Raw genomic sequence first — 1,332 nt, 5'->3', positions numbered from 1 at the left:
TCACCAGAGCCGGATCAGCAACCTCGTTCATCAAGCAAGCCACTTCCTAGACAGGGATATGAAGATCGTACCGCGTTCGACATCGTGGTCGCGGATTCGAGGGCAAATCAAACCGACAGCGTTATTGAGCCGACAAGGCCGATTCCTCCGCAGCACAACTCAACTGAGAAGACGAGCCATTTGCTCTCGCGGCTTTCACCTCTTCGCGGGCGGCCTCAATATCAGCGAGGAATTCTGCATTGCCATGAAGCCTCGCCACCGTAGCGGCACCCATGATACGCCCTGCATCAACGTCACTTTGCCAATGCGCGTTGCAAATCACACGGCTCTGACCGAATTCCATACCGCGCTTGAGCAAGACATCAGCGCGCTCAGGGTTGATCTCGGTCAACACGAGCGCCCAGGCCCAGCCAGCCGCAGTATGCCCCGAAGGGTAGGAGCCGTCATTGCGCAGTAGTGGCTCCTGGTCGGGCCAGCAGGTGCCCTCGTTGTGAACCACGAAAGGACGAGTACGATTGAAAGCGTTCTTGGCGCCATACGTCGACAGGCCGGCGTCCGTGAGTACCTTCCGCATCAAGCGGTAAAGGTGAGATGTCTTTTTTTCGTCGATGTCGACGCCCATCGCGCAAGAGAAGTTTTTCGCTGGTTGTGGAAACTCCAGATCCGCGTCCAAGCGCGCCAAGTTCCAGCGCGATTTGTCGCGCAGCGGTATGGTTGCACTTCTTGCATCTTCATCACGCGCAAGCGCAGCGCTCCGCTCCGACGGCGGCGGCCCGAGTAGTTCGCGACTATCAGGCAAATCCTTTTTCTGGAGATAGCCCGGAGCCAACTGGAAGTGCGGGTCGGTCACTTTTGGACCCGCAGTGTTGTCTGCTGCTACCGAAATAGCATTACTCAGGCTCATCGCGACAACGGACAGAAATGCTATGCTATACGCGCTCGGCATCACGGAAGACGCTCCCAAAGGCCAGAAAGATAGTACCGATGCTTGTTGAATCGGCTTCACGATGTCGCAATACAAATTGCAAGGCAGGTGGCGCCCCTGGCTCCAGGCTTCGCTACCGGACCAAACGGACGAGGCTGATGCCTCCTACGATGCAGGCTGCGCCTCCGGAATCTTCCACTTGCCGTTCAGGATCTCGGCGCGAGGACGGTAGAGCCGCAGCGTGTAATTCCACCCCTTCGTAATCGGCAGGCAATTCGCGATTCTCCCGTCGCAGCCACCGAACTGGATGTCGATCGCGCCATCGGCGCTCTTCTTGCCCGTGATGCTGTTGACCGAATAGGCGTCGTATTCGTTCTTCTCGAAAAAGCCCTTGTCGTTATAGACGC

Annotated in this window: 2 protein-coding genes; both read right to left on the bottom strand. The window is 57.3% G+C overall.

The window, feature by feature from the left end; translation table 11 throughout:
• Positions 1 to 121 precede the first annotated feature (121 nt).
• Positions 122 to 946 carry an acid phosphatase gene (locus tag AC1DT3_RS21435; protein ID WP_477467203.1) on the bottom strand — a complete coding sequence of 275 codons (825 nt, stop codon included), beginning with the start codon at positions 944 to 946 and terminating at the stop codon, positions 122 to 124.
• A gap of 144 nt (positions 947 to 1,090) precedes the next feature.
• The coding region (locus tag AC1DT3_RS21430; RefSeq protein ID WP_477467202.1) for a DUF1214 domain-containing protein at positions 1,091 to 1,332 on the bottom strand (242 nt) is incomplete at its 5' end.

It is taken from the genome of Microvirga sp. P4_G7 (assembly GCF_056401005.1).
The sequence above is the reverse complement of the archived record's forward strand: the minus strand, read 5'-3'. Positions and strand labels throughout refer to the sequence as shown.